Source organism: Hyphomonas jannaschiana VP2, from assembly GCF_000685215.1.
Classification (GTDB): domain Bacteria; phylum Pseudomonadota; class Alphaproteobacteria; order Caulobacterales; family Hyphomonadaceae; genus Hyphomonas; species Hyphomonas jannaschiana.
This window is the reverse complement of record NZ_ARYJ01000016.1, coordinates 14899-29402: the sequence shown is the minus strand read 5'-3', so window position 1 is coordinate 29402 and position 14504 is coordinate 14899. Positions and strand designations below refer to the sequence as shown.

The following is a 14504-nucleotide window of genomic DNA, read 5'->3' as shown; positions in this document are numbered from 1 at the left end:
GCAGGCCACCGGCCCCCTATCCATTTTGGTATGCAACCGCTTGCCGACACCCAATCGCTGATGCAGCGCCTCGACCAGCGCTCGCGGGATATTTTCCGCGAGATCGTCGAGGGCTATCTGGCGACGGGGGAGCCTGTCGGCTCGCGCACCCTGTCCAAGGGCAGCATTGCCCTCTCCCCGGCCTCGATCCGGAACGTCATGGCGGACCTGACGGATCTCGGCCTGCTGGACGCGCCGCACATCTCCGCCGGGCGCGCGCCGACCCATATGGGCCTGCGCCTGTTTGTGGATGGTTTCCTCGAAATCGGAGAGCCTGCCCGGGCCGACCGCCAGACCATCGACGACCGCCTGAAATCGGCCGGGGCAGACTTTGAAAACGTCCTGTCCGAAGCTTCCGACATTCTCTCCGGCCTCGCAGGCGGCGCAGGGCTCGTTTCCTCTCCAAAACGCGACGCCGCCGTGCGCCATGTCGAATTCCTGCCGCTAGGCCCGCGCGATGCGATCTGCATCCTGCTGACCGAGGATGGCGATGTCGAAAACCGCTTCATACAAGTGCCGGAGGGCCTGCCCTCAACCGCCCTGATCGAAGCCGGCAACTACCTCTCCACCCGCATGAAGGGCCGCACCCTTTCGGAGGCGGCGCAGGATGTGCGCGAAGAGCTGAGCTCACGCCGGGCGCAGCTGGACGTGACCGCCGCAGGTCTCGTCGAACAGGGCCTGGCCCAATGGAGCGGCGAAACCCCCGGACGCGGCCGCTCGCTGATCGTGCGGGGCCGGGCGAACCTGCTGGAAGACGCCAAGGCGGCGGAGGACCTCGACCGGGTGCGCCAGCTGTTCAATGAACTGGAGCGCCAGCAGAACGTGCTCGATATTCTCGACACGACACAGGAAGCCGGCGGGGTGCGACTCTTCATCGGCTCCGAAAACCAGCTTTTCCCGCTATCAGGTTCAAGTGTGATTGTGGCGCCCTATATGGGTGGCGGAAAACAGGTTATCGGCGCCCTTGGCGTGATTGGGCCGACGCGGCTGAATTATGCACGGGTGATCCCGATGGTAGACTATACAGCGAAGGTCGTGGGCGAGATCCTCTCCCGCCGCCGCGCCAAGGACGGAAAATGATGAGCGACGAAGCGAAGACTGAAGACACAGAATCTGTCGAAACGCCTGAAAACGCCGCCCCGGAAGAGGCGACGCCGGAAGATACGATTCTCCGCCTTGAAGCGGAAAAGGAAGAGATGCGCGGCCAGCTGCTGCGCACGCTGGCGGACCTCGAAAACACCCGCAAGCGGGCCCAGAAAGAGGTCGCCGATGCGCGCGTCTACGCCATCGAGAAATTCGCTGCCGACCTTCTCAGCGTCTCCGACAACCTCGCCCGCGCGCTGGCTGCCCTGCCGGACGGCGACCGCGATGCCCTTTCGGAAGCCGGCAAGAATTTGCTCGGCGGCATCGAGATGACGGAGAAAGAGCTGCACACGGCGCTCTCCCGCAACGGCGTGACCGTGATCGCAGCCTTGCCTGGCGATGCCTTCGACCCGAACCTGCACCAGGCGGTGGCGAATGTCCCCTCCCCGCAGGCGCCCGGCACGATCCATGACGTTTTCCAGACCGGCTGGAAGATCGGCGATCGCGTCCTCCGCGCCGCCATGGTCGCCGTCAGCGCAGGCTCGACGAACTAGGCTTCGATTTTCAGGTAAACCGCTGAGGCGTCATCCCTGCGCTTGATCCGCGGGATGTCGCCTTCGGGAGCGTTTTCGAAATCGCGCAGCATGCGCACCAGCGCGAGCAGGCCTTTCTCCGACAGGTCCGCCATCAGGCTGTCGAGGTCATGCGTCGCGTAGGGCGAAATGAGCCGGTAGAGGCCGTCGCTCATCAGGCAGACCTCGTCGCCCGGTTTCAGCGTCGCACGCTCAACATGAAGATTGGCCGCGACCGCCGGTCCGAGACCGAAGGCGCTTCCGACTTCGTTCGATAACCGACGGCTCTGGCGGAGCCAGCCCATGCGCTCTTCCTGTGTCAGGGCCATGACGCGGCGCGCGGCGGCGGTCTCGTCCTCAGCCTTTTCCGCATGACCGATCAGGCGCACGCCTGCCCCGGACCGGATCAGCGCCATGCAGTCGCCCATGAAGACGAACACCGCCTCTTCACCCTGCAACCACATCCAGATTCCGGAGGCGATCGGCAGGGCTTCGCCCGGCAATTTATCCAAAGGAATCTGGCTTTCAGCCTCGGCGCGCTGGCGCACATCGGCGAGGACGGAGGCAAAATAGGTCTCCGGCGCTTCGCCGCTCTGAGGCGCCTGCATCAGCCGGTCTGACAGCGCCTCAGCAATCCAGGCCGCGCCACTTTCGCAGGCCGGGAACGGGCGCAGATCGGTCACATCGGTTGCGCCATCCAGCACCCAGGCCGTGCCGGCGGCTGCATCGAAGCCTGCCCGGTCATCGCCTGTTTTGCCCGGTACACCGGGATCATTCACCGTGCTGACGACATCCAGCCGCATCGCCCCGCCTTTTGTCATGCGCCCTCAATCTAGGAGCGTATCACGCTTCGCCCGGCACCGCACATGAACGCTTTGAGACATTTGGGAATTTGGCCCGCGCCCAGGCGCGTTCGTGCAGCGTGTAGGCGGCCGTCTGGACCAGCGGCTCGATCAGGCCGATGGCGAGCGCGGCGTGCCAGCTGCCGGTCAGGATGAAGGCCACCGTCATCGCCACGGACAAGTGCATGAGGCTGTAGGTCAGCGTCTTGAATGCATGCGTCGGCATGTGTTGGATAACTCCCGCTCCAGACCATGAAGAACACCATGAACAGACCATATAAAGACCATGAAGACGGTCTGTTCTTCCTGCCAATCTGGCCTAAATGCGAACGATTCTCAAATAAATCCTGCAAGACGCGGATATAGGCGCGATCTATGGCCGCAAAGCACAGCCAGACATGGAAAAGGCGTCGCAGGCCTCTTGTGACGCGTTGAAATTTCCCCATATCCCAGACCGAACGGGCGAACAGGTTCAACCCCTCCATTCGCCTACTCAAAACGTCACTTGCAGAGCTATCTGCCTTGCGGGGCTGCTGAGCAGACCGCGCGAACGGGGCAGGTGGCGGCTAAAGGAGAGAGAGACTTAGTATGAGCAAGATTATTGGTATCGACCTCGGGACCACAAACTCCTGTGTCGCCGTCATGGAAGGCGGCCAGGCGAAGGTCATCGAGAATTCCGAAGGCGCGCGCACGACCCCGTCCGTTGTTGCCTTCACCGAAAGCGGCGAACGCCTGATCGGCATGCCTGCCCGCCGCCAGGCCGTGACCAACCCGGACTTCACGTTCTACGCCATCAAGCGCCTGATCGGCCGTCAGTTCGACGACCCGACCGCGCAGAAGGACAAGGCCATCTCGCCCTTCGAGATCGTCAAAGGTCCGAATGGCGACGCATGGGTCAAAGGCCGCGACAAGGATTATGCCCCGCAGGAAGTGTCCGCCTTCATCCTCACCAAGATGAAGGAAACCGCTGAAGCCTATCTGGGCAGCGAAGTGACCCAGGCCGTCATCACGGTCCCGGCCTACTTCAACGACGCCCAGCGCCAGGCCACCAAGGACGCCGGCAAGATTGCCGGTCTCGAAGTGCTGCGCATCATCAACGAACCGACGGCCGCGGCCCTCGCCTACGGCCTCGACAAGGGCGAGAACAAGACAATCGCTGTCTACGACCTTGGCGGCGGTACGTTCGACGTCTCGCTGCTGGAAATCGGCGACGGCGTGTTCGAAGTTCTGTCGACGAACGGTGACACCTTTCTCGGCGGTGAAGACTTCGACCTTCGGATCGTCGACTTCCTTGCCGAAGAGTTCAAAAAGGATCAGGGCATCGACCTGAAGGCAGACAAGCTGGCCCTCCAGCGCCTGAAGGAAGAAGCCGAGAAAGCCAAGAAAGAGCTGTCGTCCGCTTCGCAATACGAAGTGAACCTGCCCTTCATCACGGCCGACGCTTCCGGCCCGAAACACCTCAACATCAAGCTCTCGCGCGCCAAGTTCGAAAGCCTGGTCGAGGACCTCGTGAAGCGCACCATCGCGCCGTGCGAGAAAGCCCTCAAGGATGCGGGCAAGTCAGCCTCTGACATCGACGAAGTCGTTCTGGTCGGCGGGATGACCCGTATGCCGGCCGTGCAGGAAGCGGTGAAGAAATTCTTCGGCCGTGAACCGCACAAAGGTGTGAACCCGGATGAAGTGGTTGCCATCGGCGCCGCAATCCAGGGCGGTGTCCTGCAAGGCGACGTGAAAGACGTTGTCCTGCTCGACGTGACCCCGCTGTCGCTGGGTATCGAAACCCTTGGCGGTGTGTTCACCCGCCTGATCGACCGCAACACGACGATCCCGACCAAGAAGTCCCAGGTCTTCTCGACCGCTGACGACAATCAGCCGGCCGTGACGATCAAGGTCTTCCAGGGCGAGCGCGAAATGGCCGCTGACAACAAGATGCTCGGCCAGTTCAACCTCGAAGGCATTCCGCCGGCCCCGCGCGGCGTGCCGCAAATCGAAGTGACCTTCGACATCGACGCCAACGGCATCGTGTCCGTGTCCGCCAAGGACAAGGCCACCGGCAAGGAACAGGTCATCACCATCCAGGCCGATGGCGGTCTCTCGGAAGACGACATCAAAGGCATGATGGCCGATGCTGAAGCCAATGCGGGTGCCGACAAGGCCCGCCGCGAACTGGTCGAAGCGAAGAACCACGCCGAAGCCCTGGTGCACCAGACCGAGAAGCAGCTCGAAGAGCATGGCGACAAGGTCTCCGAGGACGTCAAAGGCGAGATCGAGAAAGCCGTTGGTGAGCTGAAAGAAGCCCGCGAAACGGACAATCTCGCAGACATCCAGGCCAAGCATCAGGCCCTGATGTCGGCCGCCATGAAACTCGGCGAGGCCATCTATGCCAGCCAGCAGGAGGCCACCGCCCATGCTGACGCAGCAGCCGATGCCGCTGCAGATGGCGACGATGTGGTCGATGCCGACTTCGAGGAAGTCGACGACGACAAGAAATAATCCGTTCCAAAACGGAAAAGACAAAGCCCGCCGGAGCGATCCGGCGGGCTTTTCATTTGGGCCTCAGCTGGCGGCAGCGTCAGGCCTTGCCGGCATATTTGTCGGTGGCACGGATCAGCTTGTCGAGAATGCCGGGCTCCGAATAGGCGTGGCCCGCCCCTTCGATGGGATAGAACTCCGATTTCGGCCAGGCCTTGTGCAGTTCCCAGGCCTGGCGCATCGGGCATGGCATGTCGTAGCGGCCATGCACGATCGTGCCGGGGATCTCCTTCAGCCGTCCCGCATCGCGCAGCAATTGTCCGTCTTCGAACCAGCCCTTATGGATGAAGTAGTGGTTCTCGATCCGGGCAAAGGCGAGCGCGAACTCCGCGTCGTGAAATTGGTCAGACGTTGAAGGCTCCGGCAGAAGGGTGATCGTCTCCCCTTCCCACACGCTCCAGGCTTTCGCGCAGCGCAGCTGCTCTTCCCGGTCATCCCCGGTCAGGCGTTTTCGGTAGGCGGTGACGAGATCGCCGCGCTCGGCTTCCGGGATCGGCGCGACGAAGGCCTCATATTTTTCCGGGAACATTTCCGAGACGCCGAACTGATAGTACCAGTTCATCTCGGCCTTGGTCAGCAGGTAGATACCGCGCAGGACAAGCTCGCTGACGCGTTCCGGGTGCGTCTCGGCGTAGGCGAGCGCCAGTGTGGAGCCCCAAGATCCGCCGAACACCTGCCATTTCTCCACGCCGATCATCTCGCGCAGGCGCTCAATGTCGGCGACGAGATGCCAGGTCGTGTTGTTGTCGAGGCTGGCAAAGGGGGTGGACCGCCCGCAGCCGCGCTGATCGAACAGGGTGACGTCGTAAAGCGCCGGATCGAACAGGCGCCGGTGGCTGGGCGAACAGCCCCCGCCCGGCCCGCCATGCAGGAAAACAGCGGGCTTCGCCCCCTTCGTGCCGACGCGTTCCCAATAGACGCGGTGGCCATCGCCGGTGTCGAGGAAGCCGGTCTCGAAGGGCTCAATCTCAGGGTAAAGCGTGCGCAGGTCAGTCATGGCGTTTCTCCGGATTCACTTCCGCAATCCGAATAAACCTCTCCAGCCATGACTGCTTGGCTTTTCTGCAGGCCGTTCAGGGCAATGCCCGTTGGCTTCGTAAATTTCGAGTAGCTTTTCCGGCGCCATACCGTCGCGAATATCGAGCGCGAGGGGGTGCTCATAGCCCGTAACGACCAGGTGCGGTCGTTTACGTTTTGGTTGCGGATACACGTCGCATGGCAGTGCCAAAGTGTCGGGATAATTTTTCAGGCGGTTCGACAACCAGCCGAACCAAGGTCCCTGATCAACATCAAACCCGGTATCGAACTTCTCGATATACTTCTCAAAATTCGTACGGGATAATGACGACCAGACACCGAAGCCGAATGTCTCCTTCATTCCGACGACGGGTATCAGGGCAACGCATCTGACGAAAAAATACTCTCCGCCCAAGACACAAAAGTCTTCGGAGAGGAAATCGCCGTCCAATCGAAGAGACGCGTTCGGCTCATAGACCTCTTCCTCCTTCCAATAGTCCGGAGCAAAGCAAGCCAGATCGAACAAGCCGTGGTGCAGCTGCTCGCAATTCGAACAGCGCCACGGCTGTTCGACCATTGCGCGCAGCTGCGCTTCAGCTGACATCAATCGATGACGATGACGACCTTGCCCTGGGCCCGGCGTTCCGTCAGTTCAAGGATGGCATCGGCCGACTTCTCCAGCGGGTAGGTGTTGGAGACGTGCGGGCGGATCTTGCCGGCGGTGTAAAGCTCGAACAGTTCCTTGACGTTCTGCGCATGGGCCTTGGGATCGCGCGCCACGGCGGCCCCCCAGAACACGCCGCGGATGTCACAGCTTTTCAGCAGGGTCAGGTTCAGCGGGATCTTCGGGATACCGGCCGGGAAGCCGATCACGAGGAAGCGGCCTTCCCAGTTCATCGCGCGCAGCGCCGGTTCGGCATAATTGCCCCCGACACCGTCATAGATGATGTCCACGCCGCCGCCGGAGATTTCCTTGATGTCGTTCGAGAAGGCTTTCATGCCGTCCTTGTCGAGCTCGCGGGCATAGACAAGGCCCTTGTCGGCGCCCTTGCCGAGGCAGAAATCCACCTTTTCCTGGCTGGAACAGGCCGCGATGACTTCGAGGCCCATCGCCTTGCCAAGCTCCACGGCCGCGATGCCGACACCGCCAGCCGCGCCGAGGACGAGCAGCTTCTCGCCTTTTTTCGGGTCGGCCCGGTCCTTCAGGGCATAATAGGACGTGCCATAGGTCATCATGAAGGCGGCTGCCTCTGCGAACGGCATGTCGTCCGGGATGGGCATCACGGAATGGGCCGCAGCGACGGCCAGTTCCGCCATACCGCCATTGCCGATGGACGCCAGCACGCGGTCGCCGGGCTTCACATGGGTGACGCCCTCCCCGACTGCTTCGACAAAACCGGCCACTTCGCCGCCCGGGCTGAACGGGCGCGGCGGCTTGAACTGGTACATGTCCTTGATCATCAGCGAGTCCGGGAAATTCACCCCGCACGCCTTCACCCGCACCAGAACCTGGTTCTTGCCGTATTCCGGCGAGGCGATCTCTTCGAGGACCAGAGTTTCCGGTCCGCCGACTTCTTTCGACAGCACAGCTTTCATGAGCGCGCTTCCCTTCCTGTCTTGTTGTTTGCTGCGCCAGACGGTAGCGGTGTGGCCTTCATAATCCAAGCCTGACGTAAGGGAGTGTTACCAGCTATGGCGAGGAAATGGGCCATTGCCCTTCATGGCGGCGCCGGACCTGTCTTCGGACGCGACTATTCACGCGAGGAAGCGCACATGGCTGACCTGCTGCGCGAAGGCGGCAAGCGGCTGGCGGCCGGTGTGGCCGCGCTGGACGTGGTGGAAGCCATGGTCGCAGCGCTGGAAGAATCCGGCCTGCACCTGGCCGGCAAGGGCGCTGCGCCCAATACCGACGGACGTTACGAGCTGGACGCGGCGATCATGGACGGGCGCACCCGCAATGCCGGGGCCGTGGCGGCCCTTTCCGGCATCATCAGCCCGATCGCCGCCGCGCGCATCGTCATGGAGCGTACGCCGCACGTGCTGATCGCGGGCGAAGGCGCCTGGGCACTGGCCACCGAATACGGCCTGCCGGAAGTGCGCGACCCGGACACCTATTACCAGCCGGTGGAGGAGCGTTGCCTGCTGCCGGCCCGGGCCATGGGCACGGTCGGCGCGGTCGTGCTGGACCAGTATGGCGACCTTGCCGCTGCCACATCCACAGGCGGGGTGAAGTCCAAGACGCCGGGCCGCGTCGGCGACACGCCGCTGATCGGCGCCGGCACCTGGGCGGACGAGCGCTGCGCGATCTCCTGCACCGGCCTTGGCGAGTATTTCATCCGCGCCGCGGCTGCCGCAGACGTCTCCGCCCGCATCCGCTATGGCGGGGCGCAGCTGGAAGATGCCGTTCAGGGCGCGCTGGACGATGTGAAACACCTCGGCGGCGAAGGCGGCATGATCGCCGTCGGCGCCGACGGTACGCTGGTTGCGGGCTCGAATTCCGGCGGCCTGAAGCGCGGCCTGATGGATTCCGAAGGCCGGTTCGAAGTGGCGACCTTCGCATGATGATTGCCGGATGGATCGTTCTGGGCCTGTCGGGCTTTGCCTTCGTGCTGGCAGCGCAGATGCGGATGCTGATCTCGGTCTCGCTGCGCCGGGCGCTGGCGGACAAGTTCGGCGGAGACTATCGCGACGCCGCCTACCGCGACGCCGTTGCTTCCTCCGGCAAGACCGACACGCCGGGCGAACACCTCGCCTGGCTGATCGAGACCTATCCTGCCCAGCTCACGCAATTGCGCCTCGCCCGCCGGGTGACCTATACAGCGCCCATGGCCATTCTCCTGTCACTTGCCTGGCTGCGCTTCGCCGTAGGAGCGTTCTGAGACCATGCGCGGTTATTTCGCCATCGGGTCGGAGCGGATCTCCAAGGCCATGAACCTCGGCGCGCTGATGCGCACGGCGAATGCGTTCGGGGCGAGCTATTTCTTCTCCATCGACGCCGAACACCGCCTGCGGGCGGCCTATGCCGCCGACACATCCAAGACGGCCGGGCACATCCCCTACTACCAGTATGACACGATCGACGAGATGCAGCTGCCGCGCGGCTGCCAGCTGGTCGGGGTGGAGCTGACCGACGAGGCGGTGATGCTGCCGACCTTCCGCCACCCGGTGCAGGCCGCCTATATTCTGGGGCCCGAGCGCGGCAGCCTGTCACCGGAGACGCTGGCCCGCTGTGACCATGTCGTGAAGATCCCGACCAAATTCTGCATCAATCTCAGCCTTGCCGGGGCGCTGGTCATGTATGACCGCCACCTCGCCCTCGGCGCCTATGCTCCGCGCCCCATCATGCCGGGCGGTGTGCCGGGCGACGGCAAGCTGCCGGGCTGAGCCGGTTTCCTGAACTGCGCACAACTGCGAGGTTCATCCGCTGCTCAGACCGCCTGTGGCAGGGTGAAGAAACAGAAATTCAGTTGCCGGAATCCGGTGTCATTCAATTTGCCGAAGTTTGGCCTTAACTCTATGACACCTACACTGGCGGCAGAAACCGATCCGGACCAGACGCTGTATAGAAGATGCATAAAGACATGACCCCTTCCTCCCGACTTTCCGGCCTCCGCCTTTCGGGGCTTCTGGCCGCCGCCCTCGTTCTGGCCGCCCCGCTGGCCAGCGCCGAACCGGCCGCTGTCGGCCGCTACAAGGACTGGTCGGTCTTCACCGACACGACGGGCGGCGAAACCATCTGCTATGCGGCAACGCCCGCAACGGACAAGGCGCCAAAGAATGCCGACCATGGGGATGTCTGGTTCTATGTCACCAGCTGGAAGTCCGGCCGGGCCCGCAACCAGCCGAGCCTGAAAGTCGGCTACAATCTGCGTGAAGACATGGCCCCGAAAGCGCAGGTGGGCCGGTCCAGCTGGACGCTGTTCGCCGTGGGCCGCGAAGCCTTTGCCGACGATTCCGACGATTCCCGCATTGTCACGGCACTGAAGAAAGGATCTGAGCTACGTGTCCAGGCCGTCTCGGCCCGCAACACGCAGGTCGCCTATCACTTCTCGCTGAGCGGCTCTGCCGCCGCGATCGACAAGGCTGCCGCCACCTGCCGCTGACGCCTCAGTCCGGCAGGACGAATTTCTCCGGATGCTTGCCTTCGGCATCGCGATAGTGCGAGACGATCTCGGCCATGTCTGCGCCGATGCTTTCGCCCGGCATCATCGGCCCTTCAAACCGCATCTCCTTCGTGCCGAAATCCAGCACGGCGATCAGCAAGGGCACATTGGCCGATTTCGCGATGTGCCAGTAACCGGTTTTCCAGTTCGGGTTCGCATCGCGCGTGCCTTCCGGTGAAATGGCGAGATGAAGCGTGTCGGCCTTGTCGAAAGCCTCCCGCATCAGGGACACCACATCCGCCGACCTGGACCGGTCGACCGGCACACAGCCGGCCCGGCGCACCAGGGCGCCAAATGGCCCGGACACCAGTGAGGCCTTGCCCATCCAGCTGAGCTTCTGCCGGTACCAGCCGGCAATGGCCAGCATCAACAAGCCGTCGAAATTCGACGTATGCGGCGCGGCGACGACCACGGATTTCGTGACACCCGGCCAGTCTGTCGCGACATGCCAGCCGGCCGCCTTCAGGAACAGCCAGGAAAGGCCCCTGACGCCTTCGGAAAAGACGCCCCGATAGGGGCCGGGCTTGCCGAAGCTTCCTCGTGCACGCTGCATCGGAGCCTTTTCCTTCATCGCGGCGCCCCCTTTCCTGCCCGGACCATAGACTTTCCGGACACAGAAGTCGTGCAAATACCGCCTGGCCCGGCGCCAGAGAGAGCGCCCAAAGAAAAAGGCCAGCCGGACCTGTCCGGCTGGCCTTTTCTGTTTGGTAGACCCTGAAAGGGTCAGGCCCGCTTAGTAGCCGTCCTGCGTCACCGGCGTCAGGATGATTTCCACGCGGCGGTTGGCGGCGCGGCCGGCAGCCGTCGAATTGTCGGCGATCGGCTGGGTCTCACCCATACCGATGGCGCGCAGACGGACCGAGGCGACACCCTGATTGACCAGATAGTTCTGGACAGAGGCGGCACGGCGCTGCGACAGCTGCATGTTATAGTCATCCGGGCCATCGGAAGAAGCGTGGCCGATGACGTCCACAGCGGTCGACGGATAGTCGACCAGCGTCGTGGCGACATCGTTCAGCGTGGCATAGAAGCCCGGTTTGATGGTCGAGCTATCGACATCGAACGTGATGTTGGACGGCATGGTCAGCGCGATCTGGTCGCCCTGGCGCTCAACACCGATACCGGTGCCGGCAGTCTGTTCGCGCAGGGCGCGTTCCTGCTTGTCCATATAGTCGCCGACGGCAGCACCGGCGATGGCGCCCACTGCTGCACCGATTGCAGCATTGCGGCCGTCGTCCCCGCCTGCGAGCGTACCGGCTCCGGCTCCGAGAATTGCACCGGCGGCAGCACCGGTCCAGACGTTACGGCTGGGGCCTTCCGCGCAGGCGGCAAGCATTGAGACAGCACAGACGGCAATGGCGAGACGTTTCATGATTATCAGCTCCATATCTGGATCAGCCCACTTATCGGGACGCGTAACAACGCGCCGCGGAGACATATGTTCCACTCATGGCTTTTTGAGGGCGGGCACATGAACCCCTTGTGAACCATAAGTGTTCTGGTGGTTTCCGCCTGTCACCCAACCGTGATATAGGCGCCGCGACATGAAGATCGAACTGGACCTCTCCCGCCGCCCAGACGCGGCCCCTACTGCTCTGCCATCCCTGGCAGGGCTGAGCCTGCCTGCGCTGAAAGCAGAGATGGAGGCGATGGGCGTCGACCCGAAGAAATCCGGCATGCGCGCAAAGCAGCTGCGCCGCTGGATCCATCATTTCGGGACGCAGGACTTCGCCGACATGACCGATGTCGCGAAAGAGCTGCGCGCCCAGCTGGCGGAACGCTACATCCTGACCCGCCCGGAAATCGCCGACCACCAGGTGAGCCGCGACGGGACCCAGAAATGGCTGACCCGGTTCGGCCCGGGCATCGAAGGCGAAAGCGTTTTCATCCCGGACGTTGGCAAGGCCGGTGCGCTCTGCGTTTCGAGCCAGGTCGGCTGCACCCTGAACTGCACCTTCTGCCATACCGGCACGCAGAAACTGGTCCGCAACCTGACGGCCCAGGAGATTGTCGCGCAGGTTCTCATCGCGCGGGACGAGTTGGGCGAATGGCCGACTTCGACCGAAAACCGACGCCTGACGAACATCGTCTTCATGGGCATGGGCGAACCGCTCTATAATCTCGACAATGTCGCCGAAGCCATCGACACGATCTCTGACGGCGACGGCATCGCCATCGGCCGCCGCCGCATCACGGTCTCGACCGCAGGCGTGGCGCCGAAGATCCCGGAACTGGGCCACCGCACCAGCGCCGCGCTCGCCATTTCCCTGCACGCGACGCATGATGATCTGCGCAACGAGATTGTGCCAATCAACCGCAAATACGATCTGCAGACCCTGTTCGATGCGATCCGCGCCTATCCGGACCTCAGCAATTCGAAACGCGTGACGTTTGAGTATGTCATGCTGAAAGGCGTGAACGACTCGCTGGCCGAAGCGCGCGACCTTGTCCGCCTGCTGAAGGGTGTGCCGGCGAAGATCAACCTCATCCCGTTCAACCCCTGGCCCGGCGCGCCCTATGAGTGTTCCGACTGGGAGACGATCGAGGCCTTCGCCGAAGTTGTGAACCGGGCGGGCTATGCGAGCCCCATCCGCACACCGCGCGGCCGGGACATCTTCGCCGCCTGCGGCCAGCTACGTTCGGAAAGCGTGAAGAAATCCGCCGCCGAGAAACGCCGCGAAGCGCTTGCCGCAGAAGCAGGCGGCAAGGCGGGCTGATCACCCCGCAGGGCGCGCAGCCGCTGCTTTCTGCACCAGCGCCAGAAATGCCTCGTGTTCGGGCAATTCGCTCCGGCTTTTTGCAACCATGCCGCTGAGATCCGGCGGCATCGGCGCAGTGCCCGCAGGCCCTTCGACGTATTTCATGCCATGCAGGATGAACTCGTAGCTGTCCTGCGCGAACAGCCTGTCCGCACCCGGAAAGTCGAACTGCGTCGGGGAACGCCGCTTCCACAGTTCCAGCCGGTCGCGCAGATCATCGAGGACCGCCTCGTCGGCTGTTGCCGCCTGCCAGAACGGCGTGTCCCGGCGCTTGGATGTCACATAGTGCAAATTGATGAAGCCCAGGATCTCCTGGAAGAGTTCATTGCTGATCCGGTTGTAGTAACGCACCGTCGCCTCCGGCGCGGCAGCATAATCCTCCAGCATACTGGCGACAGCGAGGGCAGCAAATTCGATGAAGTAGAGGCCGGACGATTCCAGCGGCTCGAGGAAACCATCGCTGAGCCCCACGGCCACGCAATTGCCCTTCCAGCTCATCTCGCGTTTGCCGCTGGTGAACTTGATATGCCGCGCTTCCAGCGTGTCGCTATGCGGACCCTCATATCTGCGCAGCGCTGCTTCGGCCGCATCGTCGCTGAGAAACTGGCTGGAATAGACATAGCCGATGCCGCGGCGGGACTGCAGGTTGATGTCCCATTGCCAGCCCGCCTCGCGCGCGGTGGCGAGCGTGTAGGTCAGGATCCGCTCCGGCTTGTAGACCTCATAAGGCACACGCATCGTTACGGCGCGGTCGCACAGGAGATATTTGGCGTAGGATTTCATCGGCACGTCCAGCGCCTTGCCCAGCAGGGCGGAGCGGAAGCCGGTGCAATCGACATAGAGATCTGCCGTCAGCGTCTCGCCCTGATCTGTCTCCACCGAGGAGATCTGCCCTTCAGGGGACACTTTCACCTCCGTGATATTGGCAAGCTTGTGGCGGATGCCGCGCGCCTGTCCGAATTTCGACAAACGTTTCGCCAGCTTGATCGCATCGAGGTGGTAGGCATACGGAAAATTGCCGCGATATGGCGGCGCGTGCGGGGATTTCGGGGCGATGTTGAAGTCTGCCAGCTGGGTGAGCGTTGAAAAGGCCCGGTCGAAGGCCTGGCCATTCTGTGCCGTCCAGCCCCTGACCGCCGCATCCGTATGCGGGCGCTGGCGCCGGTCGAATGGATGGTCGTAGCTCTCTCCCGGGTTCCAGTCCCGAAACCGGATCAGCGTCTTGAACGTTGCCTCCGCCGAAGTCAGCAGGTCCTGTTCCGGCAGGCCAATATCGCTGAGCGTCCGCCGGATGGTCGGAACCGTCGCCTCCCCCACGCCGATGGTGGGAATGTCGGGAGATTCGACCAGCGTGACCGTCGTCGGCCGGCCGGCGCGGCGAATATGCGCGTTGAGAAGATTGGCCGTGATCCAGCCGGCACTGCCGCCGCCCACGACCAGGATTGACTGAACCATGCCCGCCCTCTGTTCCGGAATTCCCATTTTCAGTTTTCACAG

General features: G+C 62.9%; 16 protein-coding genes. 8 read left to right on the top strand and 8 right to left on the bottom strand.

The annotated features are described in order from the left end of the window. Nucleotides 1–30 precede the first annotated feature (30 nt). Nucleotides 31–1119 carry a heat-inducible transcriptional repressor HrcA gene (gene hrcA, locus HJA_RS16460; protein ID WP_035584409.1) on the top strand — a complete coding sequence of 363 codons (1089 nt, stop codon included), beginning with the start codon at nt 31–33 and terminating at the stop codon, nt 1117–1119. After that, nucleotides 1116–1676 (top strand): nucleotide exchange factor GrpE, encoded by a 561-nt coding sequence (gene grpE, locus HJA_RS16455; RefSeq protein ID WP_155840088.1) that lies wholly within the window; start codon nt 1116–1118, stop codon nt 1674–1676. Before hrcA ends, grpE begins: the two co-directional genes overlap by 4 nt. Here grpE and HJA_RS16450 read toward each other — a convergent pair. Both HJA_RS16450 and HJA_RS16445 read right to left on the bottom strand, forming a co-directional pair. Continuing rightward, on the bottom strand, nt 1673–2515 hold the full coding sequence (locus HJA_RS16450) for a protein phosphatase 2C domain-containing protein (RefSeq protein WP_035584403.1): 843 nt from the start codon (nt 2513–2515) through the stop codon (nt 1673–1675). The genes grpE and HJA_RS16450 overlap by 4 nt on opposite strands. Before the next feature lie 22 nt (nt 2516–2537). Further along, entirely contained in the window at nt 2538–2762 is a 225-nt protein-coding gene (locus HJA_RS16445) for a DUF2061 domain-containing protein (RefSeq protein WP_035584400.1), read from the bottom strand. Nucleotides 2763–3124: 362 nt separating this feature from the next. On the opposite strand from HJA_RS16445, the gene dnaK reads away from it, so the two are divergent. After that, complete coding sequence (gene dnaK, locus HJA_RS16440; protein WP_035584397.1) at nt 3125–5029, top strand: molecular chaperone DnaK; 1905 nt, start codon at nt 3125–3127, stop codon at nt 5027–5029. Nucleotides 5030–5108: 79 nt separating this feature from the next. Here the strand turns inward: dnaK and pip are convergent, their stop codons facing one another. The 3 genes from pip to HJA_RS16425 are packed head-to-tail and all read right to left on the bottom strand — an operon-like array spanning nt 5109 to nt 7681. Next, nucleotides 5109–6065 (bottom strand): prolyl aminopeptidase, encoded by a 957-nt coding sequence (gene pip, locus HJA_RS16435; RefSeq protein WP_035584394.1) that lies wholly within the window; start codon nt 6063–6065, stop codon nt 5109–5111. A 15-nt stretch (nt 6066–6080) separates the two neighbouring features. Continuing rightward, complete coding sequence (locus HJA_RS16430) at nt 6081–6662, bottom strand: DUF2199 domain-containing protein (RefSeq protein ID WP_162177087.1); 582 nt, start codon at nt 6660–6662, stop codon at nt 6081–6083. A gap of 26 nt (nt 6663–6688) precedes the next feature. Next, entirely contained in the window at nt 6689–7681 is a 993-nt protein-coding gene (locus HJA_RS16425) for an NADPH:quinone oxidoreductase family protein (RefSeq protein ID WP_034765367.1), read from the bottom strand. A 96-nt stretch (nt 7682–7777) separates the two neighbouring features. Between HJA_RS16425 and HJA_RS16420 the strand changes: the two genes are divergently transcribed. From HJA_RS16420 to HJA_RS16405, 4 genes are all read left to right on the top strand, one after another. Then, nucleotides 7778–8647 (top strand): isoaspartyl peptidase/L-asparaginase family protein, encoded by an 870-nt coding sequence (locus HJA_RS16420; RefSeq protein ID WP_035584391.1) that lies wholly within the window; start codon nt 7778–7780, stop codon nt 8645–8647. After that, the gene (locus HJA_RS16415; protein ID WP_035584388.1) at nt 8644–8964 is read left to right on the top strand and encodes a hypothetical protein; all 321 of its coding nucleotides are present in this window, start codon (nt 8644–8646) and stop codon (nt 8962–8964) included. The genes HJA_RS16420 and HJA_RS16415 overlap by 4 nt, the downstream gene beginning before the upstream one ends. A gap of 4 nt (nt 8965–8968) precedes the next feature. Then, nucleotides 8969–9469, top strand: a complete 501-nt coding sequence (locus tag HJA_RS16410; protein ID WP_035584385.1) for an RNA methyltransferase — start codon at nt 8969–8971, stop codon at nt 9467–9469. Between the two features lie 197 nt (nt 9470–9666). After that, on the top strand, nt 9667–10188 hold the full coding sequence (locus tag HJA_RS16405) for an invasion associated locus B family protein (protein WP_035584484.1): 522 nt from the start codon (nt 9667–9669) through the stop codon (nt 10186–10188). 4 nt (nt 10189–10192) lie between these two features. On the opposite strand, the gene HJA_RS16400 is transcribed toward HJA_RS16405, so the two are convergent. Next, nucleotides 10193–10819 carry a 1-acyl-sn-glycerol-3-phosphate acyltransferase gene (locus HJA_RS16400; RefSeq protein ID WP_051597815.1) on the bottom strand — a complete coding sequence of 209 codons (627 nt, stop codon included), beginning with the start codon at nt 10817–10819 and terminating at the stop codon, nt 10193–10195. A 162-nt stretch (nt 10820–10981) separates the two neighbouring features. Next, nucleotides 10982–11620 (bottom strand): YiaD family glycine zipper/OmpA-like lipoprotein, encoded by a 639-nt coding sequence (locus HJA_RS16395; protein WP_035584479.1) that lies wholly within the window; start codon nt 11618–11620, stop codon nt 10982–10984. Nucleotides 11621–11792: 172 nt separating this feature from the next. Here HJA_RS16395 and rlmN point away from each other — a divergent pair, with 172 nt between their 5' ends. Further along, complete coding sequence (rlmN, locus tag HJA_RS16390; protein ID WP_035584382.1) at nt 11793–12965, top strand: dual-specificity RNA methyltransferase RlmN; 1173 nt, start codon at nt 11793–11795, stop codon at nt 12963–12965. On the opposite strand, the gene HJA_RS16385 is transcribed toward rlmN, so the two are convergent. Beyond that, nucleotides 12966–14462: a tryptophan halogenase family protein gene (locus HJA_RS16385; protein ID WP_162177086.1), complete on the bottom strand. Its 1497-nt coding sequence runs from the start codon at nt 14460–14462 to the stop codon at nt 12966–12968. It lies immediately after the preceding gene. Nucleotides 14463–14504 lie beyond the last annotated feature (42 nt).

Coding starts and splice junctions, on each gene's coding strand:
- HJA_RS16450 (WP_035584403.1), bottom strand. CDS start 2,515: ATGACAAAAGGCGGGGCGATGCGGCTGGATGTCGTCAGCACGGTGAAT.
- HJA_RS16420 (WP_035584391.1), top strand. CDS start 7,778: ATGGCGAGGAAATGGGCCATTGCCCTTCATGGCGGCGCCGGACCTGTC.
- grpE (WP_155840088.1), top strand. CDS start 1,116: ATGATGAGCGACGAAGCGAAGACTGAAGACACAGAATCTGTCGAAACG.
- rlmN (WP_035584382.1), top strand. CDS start 11,793: ATGAAGATCGAACTGGACCTCTCCCGCCGCCCAGACGCGGCCCCTACT.
- HJA_RS16405 (WP_035584484.1), top strand. CDS start 9,667: ATGACCCCTTCCTCCCGACTTTCCGGCCTCCGCCTTTCGGGGCTTCTG.
- HJA_RS16430 (WP_162177087.1), bottom strand. CDS start 6,662: ATGGTCGAACAGCCGTGGCGCTGTTCGAATTGCGAGCAGCTGCACCAC.
- pip (WP_035584394.1), bottom strand. CDS start 6,065: ATGACTGACCTGCGCACGCTTTACCCTGAGATTGAGCCCTTCGAGACC.
- HJA_RS16410 (WP_035584385.1), top strand. CDS start 8,969: ATGCGCGGTTATTTCGCCATCGGGTCGGAGCGGATCTCCAAGGCCATG.
- HJA_RS16425 (WP_034765367.1), bottom strand. CDS start 7,681: ATGAAAGCTGTGCTGTCGAAAGAAGTCGGCGGACCGGAAACTCTGGTC.
- hrcA (WP_035584409.1), top strand. CDS start 31: ATGCAACCGCTTGCCGACACCCAATCGCTGATGCAGCGCCTCGACCAG.
- HJA_RS16415 (WP_035584388.1), top strand. CDS start 8,644: ATGATGATTGCCGGATGGATCGTTCTGGGCCTGTCGGGCTTTGCCTTC.
- HJA_RS16400 (WP_051597815.1), bottom strand. CDS start 10,819: ATGAAGGAAAAGGCTCCGATGCAGCGTGCACGAGGAAGCTTCGGCAAG.
- HJA_RS16445 (WP_035584400.1), bottom strand. CDS start 2,762: ATGCCGACGCATGCATTCAAGACGCTGACCTACAGCCTCATGCACTTG.
- HJA_RS16395 (WP_035584479.1), bottom strand. CDS start 11,620: ATGAAACGTCTCGCCATTGCCGTCTGTGCTGTCTCAATGCTTGCCGCC.
- HJA_RS16385 (WP_162177086.1), bottom strand. CDS start 14,462: ATGGTTCAGTCAATCCTGGTCGTGGGCGGCGGCAGTGCCGGCTGGATC.
- dnaK (WP_035584397.1), top strand. CDS start 3,125: ATGAGCAAGATTATTGGTATCGACCTCGGGACCACAAACTCCTGTGTC.